The organism is Methylobacterium sp. J-070, assembly GCF_022829385.1.
In the GTDB taxonomy this organism is placed as follows: domain Bacteria; phylum Pseudomonadota; class Alphaproteobacteria; order Rhizobiales; family Beijerinckiaceae; genus Methylobacterium.
Genome location: NZ_JAKSXX010000020.1, coordinates 1 through 6084 on the forward strand (window position 1 = coordinate 1; position 6084 = coordinate 6084).

Sequence of the window (6084 nt, forward strand, 5' to 3'; positions counted from 1 at the left end):
GGACGGAGCTGCCCTCATGTTCATGAAGATCGACCGCCTCCTCACGGAGCTGCCCGAGCCGAAGAAGCCTGAGCCTAACGCGGCCGCCGCTCTACAGGAGCTGCTCGGTGGTAAGTACGGCGAGATGTCGACGCTCGGGAATTACATGTTCCAAAGTTTCAACTTCCGCAACAAGGAGAAGCTCCGGCCATTCTACAGCCTGGTGTCGAGCATCTTCGCAGAGGAGATCGGACACGTCGAGCTGGTTTCGACCGGTATCGCCCTGCTCAACAACGGCCCGGGCAACCCGAAGACGGACGTCGACATCTTCAAGGCGCCGTTTGCCGAGATGCAGGATATCCGGCTCGCCGGCAGCTTCATTAGCAACGGCGGCGGCGCGACGGCGGTCAACTCTAACGCCCAGTCGTAGAACGTCGACATGGTCACCACGACCGGCAACTTGATCATCGACTTGCTGCACAACTTCCACCTGGAGTGTGGCGCACGCATCCACAAGCTGCGGGTCTACGAGACCATGATTGAGCCGACCGGCCGCGAGACCTGCGCCTACCTACTCGTGCGCGGTTCGCTTCATGCCCACGCCTACGCCCTGGCCCTGAAGAAGCTCACCGGTGTAGCCATCGAGCAGATGCTACCGACGCCCAACATCGACCTGTCGCGTATCCCGGAGTGTCAGAAGTACCTCGACGAGGGCAAGCACCGGCGGCTCTACACCTTCAGCGAGGAGGATTACCGGGAAGCGGCCGGCGTCTGGTCGAACGATGAGGTCGCCCTGCCGGGTGATCCGCCGAGTAACCTGGAGGTCGTCGACGGCTATCCCGAGGGTGGCAAGATCCCGGAACTCGACGGCAACTACGGTGCCTTCGCACCCGACTATGCGCCGGAGGAGATCTTCGAAATCGCGAGCAAGCTCTACAAGAAGAGCCGCTAGACAACTTAAGGGTCAGAGGCATCGGCCGAAACCGATAGAAGGCTGAGCCATAAAGGAGCCCCGCGGTATCGAAGCCGCGAGGCAGGTCTAGGTCACATGCGCGAACGACGCATATGGTGGCGTCGGTGATGCTTCATACGCATCATACCCCGTTGCCCACCCATCCGCTTCTGCGACGGGCTCTTCACGCTGCCCGGATTATTCATGTTGCTCTGGGCGCTGCCGCCGCCTGACATCTGCGCAAGAGCTGAGCCGGTGACTGCGAACGACAGTGCGGCCGCGAAGGCAAGCATCTTTATCGACATGGCGTTTTTCTCCAGACGGATCAGTTCGATCGGTCTGGGTCTGAACGTCGCCGCAGTCGATATCGTTCAAGCAGCCAATAAGAGGCCGCCCCTAGGGATCAAGGGCCCGACGTCAGCCTCTCTGCGCATGACGTCGGCTCGAATTGGACGCACTGGGCAAGGCACCAGTCCTGATCGCGATGGCCCGGATTGCCGTTGCTCCAAGCCCCGGAGTGGGTCGCTGATACGGAGTAATGGGAGAGTATGGGTGTTAGGTATCAGCGGCTGATCGAGGATGGCGTTGCCTCCGTCCAATTACGTGACCTCCTCGGCGCTTTTCGGGGCCTCAAATGCGCGTTCGATATACCGGTCCGATCGCATGCCGACTGCTATGCCAAGGCCGGCTGGTGGGTAATCTGCGGCGCCGCAGGCACCGTCTCATCCGAAGGTGCTGCGCCTCAGCCCTCCACGATGCCGATCAGGTCGTCCTCCGTCAGCGGCGTACCATCCGGATCAGTGACGGCGATGTCCCGGCGCTCAGCCGCTTTGAAGTCCTGCAGCTTCCGCAACGCCCAAGCCGCCGTCGGACACTTGTAGGTGATGGTGCCATGCTGTGCGACGCCCCGAACGACGAAGAGGCGGCGCTGTCTCATCACACGTCTATCCCAGCCGCACCGAGGATGGCCCGTTGTTTCAAAATGCCGATGCGATGGGAGCGGATCGCATGCTCAAGGTCAAGCACATCGGGATCATTTGCCTCCCGTAGAATGGCTACCGATCCGGCGAGTGCGGCAATCACTTGTTCATCGAGCAGGATACTGAACGCCATCCTGTGCTGAAGGCGAGTGCAGTGACAATCCATGTTTGGATCACGCTCTGAGATGAAGCCTCAACGAAGCCGGTGACCTTCGGTTCGATAGGACCCCCATATCTGCCACCGTACGATCTTGTGCCCTGCGGCTACGCTTTCTTCACGATGGGTGGCACAGTGCCGTCCCATGCCGATCCGGCCCGAGCACCGCTACTTCTACACCATCGACTGGCCGCAGCTCTCGGCCTTGATCCGGTTCGGCCGGGCGAAGGGATGCTGTGAGGGCTGCGGGCGCCCGCACGGTCGGATGGTCTATCACCTCGGCCATGGGCGCTGGTGGGATGCCGACGCCGCCTGTTGGCGCAACGGGTGGGGTCGGCGGATCCGGATCAGGTCGAGCGCCGACATCCTCGGTCGCGCTCGTCGGACCTGGGTCATCCTAGCCGCCGCCCATCGCGCCCACGACACCGCGAACAACGCGGACGCCAACCTCGCCGCCTTCTGCCAACGGTGCCACATGATCCACGACCGGCCAGAGCATCGGAGGCGACGCTGGCGCACGCTGTTCCGGCGGAAGGCGCTTGGAGACCTGTTCAGCGGGCCCTACGCCTGCCGACAGCACGGCGGCTGCAGGTTCTCAGTCGTCTTCAGCCCGTCTCGGCCTGCCCAATTCTTAGTTTGATTACAGTCAGCGCCTTGCTTGCCGCGTCGCTCAGATCAGCGTTTATGGCGTCGAGTTGGCTATCGCCGCTTGGTGGACGTGCCTGCAGGTCGGCGAGTAATTCAGCCAGTTCGGCTCGCTGCACATGTAGCTTTGCCAGAAGAACTTCAATCCGAGCAGCGGACAGACTGACTGCACGCCCTTGCGTCAGCAGTTCTGCTGCGCTCAGGTCAAGGTCGGTGAGAGCTAATGCGTCATCGTCCATGGATCGCAGCGGGATGATCGTTCCAGTCATGCCTGTCCCGCCGCGCTTCCATCTTGTTCATGCCGACATCTTCACCCGACTTGGCGAGCCGCTTCGCGCACCTGACGCGTCGCGGCATCGACCTGCTCGCTAGCCCGGGCGATCGCCTCCATGCCGCCGGCGATCGTCGCCACCCCGTGGGCGGCCGTGTGCATGCTACCCGACATCTCCCGGGTCACGGCAGATTGCTCCTCCACCGCCGCGGCGATCGCCGCCGAGACTTCGTCCAGCGCTCGGATCGTGCCTTGGATCGAGCCGATCGCATTCACCGCTTCGCGCGTGGCTGCCTGGGTCGCGGTGATCTGTCCGCGGATCTGATCCGTCGCCTTGGCCGTCTGCTCGGCGAGCGCCTTGACCTCGGAGGCCACCACCGCGAAGCCCTTGCCCGCGGCGCCGGCGCGCGCTGCCTCGATGGTGGCGTTGAGCGCCAGCAGATTGGTCTGCGCGGCGATGCCCTGGATCATACTCACGACATCGCCGATCTGCGTCGCCTGTCCGCTCAACCCTTCGACGATGCGGCCAGTGTGCTGGGCCTGCTCGACCGCCTCGCCGGCCATGCGCGCGGCGTGACTGACTTGCTGACTGATCTCACCGACCGAGGCCGACAACTCCTCCGCGCCCGAGGCGACACACTGGATGTCGTTGGAGACCTGCCCGACCGTACCGACCGCCTCGGCGGTCTGGCGCGTCACGGCCTCGACCGCGGAGCCGATCGCGTCGAGATCCGTGCCGATCGCCCGCTGTGCTTCGGCCCGGCGCTGACGCTCGTGCACCTGCGCGGTGATGTCGACGGCGAACTTCACCACCTTGATCACCGTCCCGTCCGCGTCGGTGATCGGGTTGTAGGTCCCCTGGATCCAGACCTCACGACCGCCCCTGGCCATGCGCCGGAACTCGCCCGCCGCGAACTCACCCTGACCGAGCCGGTCCCAAAAACCGCGATAGCCTGCACCGGCCTGCTCAGCCGCATCCACGAACAAGCTGTGATGCCGACCGCGGATCTCGTCGAGGCAGTAGCTCATGGCGTCGAGAAAGTTCTGATTGGCATCGAGGATCGCGCCGTTTGGATCGAAGGCGATCACGGCCTGCGAGCGGTGAAGCGCGGCGATCTGGCCATCACTGTCCAACGCATGCAACTTCTGAGCGGTGACGTCGGTAGCGAGTTTGACGACCTTCACGACTTGCCCTGCGCGGTTGAGCACCGGGTTGTAGCTCGCCTGGATCCAGACAGTTCGGCCACCTTTGGCAATGCGCTTGAACTCGGCGGACTGGAATTTTCCCTGTCGCAAAGCGTCCCAGAACGCGCGGTACTCGACGCTGTCGCGGTAAGCCGGCTCGACGAACATCGCGTGATGCTTCCCCTGCACCTCCGGTAGGGTGTAGCCCATGGCAGTCAGGAAGTTGGCGTTGGCGGTGAGGATGGTGCCGTCGGGCTGAAACTCAATGGCGGCCTGCGACCGGTTCAGGGCGTCGAATTTGGCCGCCGCGTCGGCATGCGTCTGCGCTCTACCGAACATGATCGTTCACTCTCAAAATTGTTGAGACAACTCGACATCACCCGGGGCGGCAGCCCGCGGTGAAGGGCATCATCGTGGCTTCGTCTGACCCAGTGTCTCAGCCTAATATTTCATATATATTGTTACTTAAATGTTAACATCGTTATTTAGGCGTAAATGCCCTTAAAGAGATAAACCTCAGCCAATGTGAAAGCAGTATTCACGGCGATGTGATCGAAGCCGATACAACTCATGCGTGTTCGAAGATAGCGAGGTTGCGGAGTGCGTCGGTTAATAATGCGTTAGTTGAACCGTTCAGCTCATAGCGTCCAGCCGCACTGACGGCAGGCCGGCCGATCCGGCGGATCACCTCACGCTCGAACGCAACGAAGTTCTCGATGCGCCCGTCTGCAGTGCGCAACGGCCGGCAATCGATCTCGGCGCGGTACTTGATGCCATCGGCCCGGTAGTTGGTCAGGTAGCCGTGAAAACGCCCGCCGGTCGCCAGGGCGCGGCGGAAGGTATCGAGCGTCTCCTGACGTGTCTCCTTGCCCTGCATTAAGCGCGGGCTTCGGCCGACGATGTCGCTCAAGTCCCGTCCGACCAACCGCCCGAAAACAGGGTTGGCGTAGAGAATGTCGGTCCAGGCGCCTCGATCAGCGCATCGGTGACAATGATGCCGATGGCGGCATCGTGAGCCAGCGCGCGGATAAGTTCGAAGGCCGTCATGGTAAGGCAACGCTATGTCAGTGCTGAAGGAGCAGTAAGCTCACCACGCGCATAACCGCCGAGCGGAACGCGCAGTCACAAGGTTCCCGCTACCCGACCGGGAGACACGCTCCGAACTCGGGTGACGACAGCCGTTGCTTGTAGATTAACGTTTTACAACTCTAACATATGATAGATTTTCGTCAAATAACATCATGACCTTCGCCGTATTTAGTATCGCCTGCTGCGAGGCGTGGAGATTCATTAACCGGTCAAGCCCAGGCTCATCGCCTCGGAGCTTGCCATGCGATCCGTCTACACCTGCCTTACCCAGGCGCACGATCACCAGCTGATCCTGCTGGCGGCAGGGATCTGCGTCATTGGCGTCTACAGCTCGTTCTCGGTCGCGACCCATGCGGCACGCTCCGAAGGACGGTCCGCCACGCTCTGGGCTGGTGCCAGCATCGTTGCTGCAGGCTGCACCGCTTGGGCCACCCATATGATCGGGCTCCTGGCATTCCGCCCGGGCATGCCCGCGGGGTTCGACCCCTATCTGACGGCCCTTTCGCTCCTGATCGCCATCGCAGGCATCGGGATCAGCGTCACCCTCGCGATAGGCCAGCGCAAGCGAGCCCATCGCTTTCTCATCGGCCTTCTTCTCGGCAGCAGCATCGTCGCGCTTCACTACCTCGGCGAGGCTTCCTACCTCGTCGCCGGTACCGTCACGTGGGATCAGTCTCTGCTGGCTGTGTCCCTACCGACGAGCCTGCTCATGTTTGGTGCGGCCTTGGTGGTGACGGGAGAGCGCCGCCGCGACATCCGACGCGTTGGAGCGCCGCTGTTGGTCGCCGCGATCGGCGTCCTGCATTTCTGCGGCATGGCGGCCATG

The 6084-nt window shown here is 62.3% G+C and carries 8 protein-coding genes and 2 pseudogenes; 3 read left to right on the forward strand and 7 right to left on the reverse strand.

Annotated elements, in window-relative coordinates; translation table 11 throughout:
* The first annotated feature begins 16 nt into the window (after positions 1-16).
* A pseudogene (locus MKL01_RS00790) lies at positions 17-931 on the forward strand (manganese catalase family protein).
* Between the two features lie 92 nt (positions 932-1023).
* On the opposite strand, the gene MKL01_RS00795 reads toward MKL01_RS00790, so the two are convergent.
* The 3 genes from MKL01_RS00795 to MKL01_RS00805 form a co-directional block, all read right to left on the reverse strand.
* Positions 1024-1236, reverse strand: a complete 213-nt coding sequence (locus MKL01_RS00795) for a hypothetical protein (protein ID WP_243903341.1) — start codon at positions 1234-1236, stop codon at positions 1024-1026.
* A gap of 437 nt (positions 1237-1673) precedes the next feature.
* Positions 1674-1868 (reverse strand): hypothetical protein, encoded by a 195-nt coding sequence (locus MKL01_RS00800; protein ID WP_243903342.1) that lies wholly within the window; start codon positions 1866-1868, stop codon positions 1674-1676.
* Positions 1868-2044, reverse strand: a complete 177-nt coding sequence (locus tag MKL01_RS00805; protein WP_243903343.1) for a hypothetical protein — start codon at positions 2042-2044, stop codon at positions 1868-1870. The genes MKL01_RS00800 and MKL01_RS00805 overlap by 1 nt, the downstream gene beginning before the upstream one ends.
* Before the next feature lie 169 nt (positions 2045-2213).
* On the opposite strand from MKL01_RS00805, the pseudogene MKL01_RS00810 reads away from it, so the two are divergent.
* A pseudogene (locus MKL01_RS00810) lies at positions 2214-2636 on the forward strand (hypothetical protein); the annotation flags it as partial.
* 37 nt (positions 2637-2673) lie between these two features.
* On the opposite strand, the gene MKL01_RS00815 reads toward MKL01_RS00810, so the two are convergent.
* From MKL01_RS00815 to MKL01_RS00830, 4 genes are all read right to left on the reverse strand, one after another.
* On the reverse strand, positions 2674-2982 hold the full coding sequence (locus MKL01_RS00815; RefSeq protein ID WP_243903344.1) for a hypothetical protein: 309 nt from the start codon (positions 2980-2982) through the stop codon (positions 2674-2676).
* A gap of 41 nt (positions 2983-3023) precedes the next feature.
* Positions 3024-4508, reverse strand: coding sequence for a methyl-accepting chemotaxis protein (locus MKL01_RS00820; protein ID WP_243903345.1), 1485 nt, complete (start codon positions 4506-4508; stop codon positions 3024-3026).
* Positions 4509-4737: 229 nt separating this feature from the next.
* Positions 4738-5079 carry a PAS domain-containing protein gene (locus tag MKL01_RS00825; RefSeq protein WP_243903346.1) on the reverse strand — a complete coding sequence of 114 codons (342 nt, stop codon included), beginning with the start codon at positions 5077-5079 and terminating at the stop codon, positions 4738-4740.
* Entirely contained in the window at positions 5076-5216 is a 141-nt protein-coding gene (locus MKL01_RS00830) for a hypothetical protein (RefSeq protein WP_243903347.1), read from the reverse strand. The genes MKL01_RS00825 and MKL01_RS00830 overlap by 4 nt, the downstream gene beginning before the upstream one ends.
* A 283-nt stretch (positions 5217-5499) precedes the next feature.
* Here MKL01_RS00830 and MKL01_RS00835 point away from each other — a divergent pair.
* Positions 5500-6084 (forward strand): MHYT domain-containing protein (locus tag MKL01_RS00835; RefSeq protein WP_279604327.1); only part of this gene is annotated, 585 nt, incomplete at its 3' end.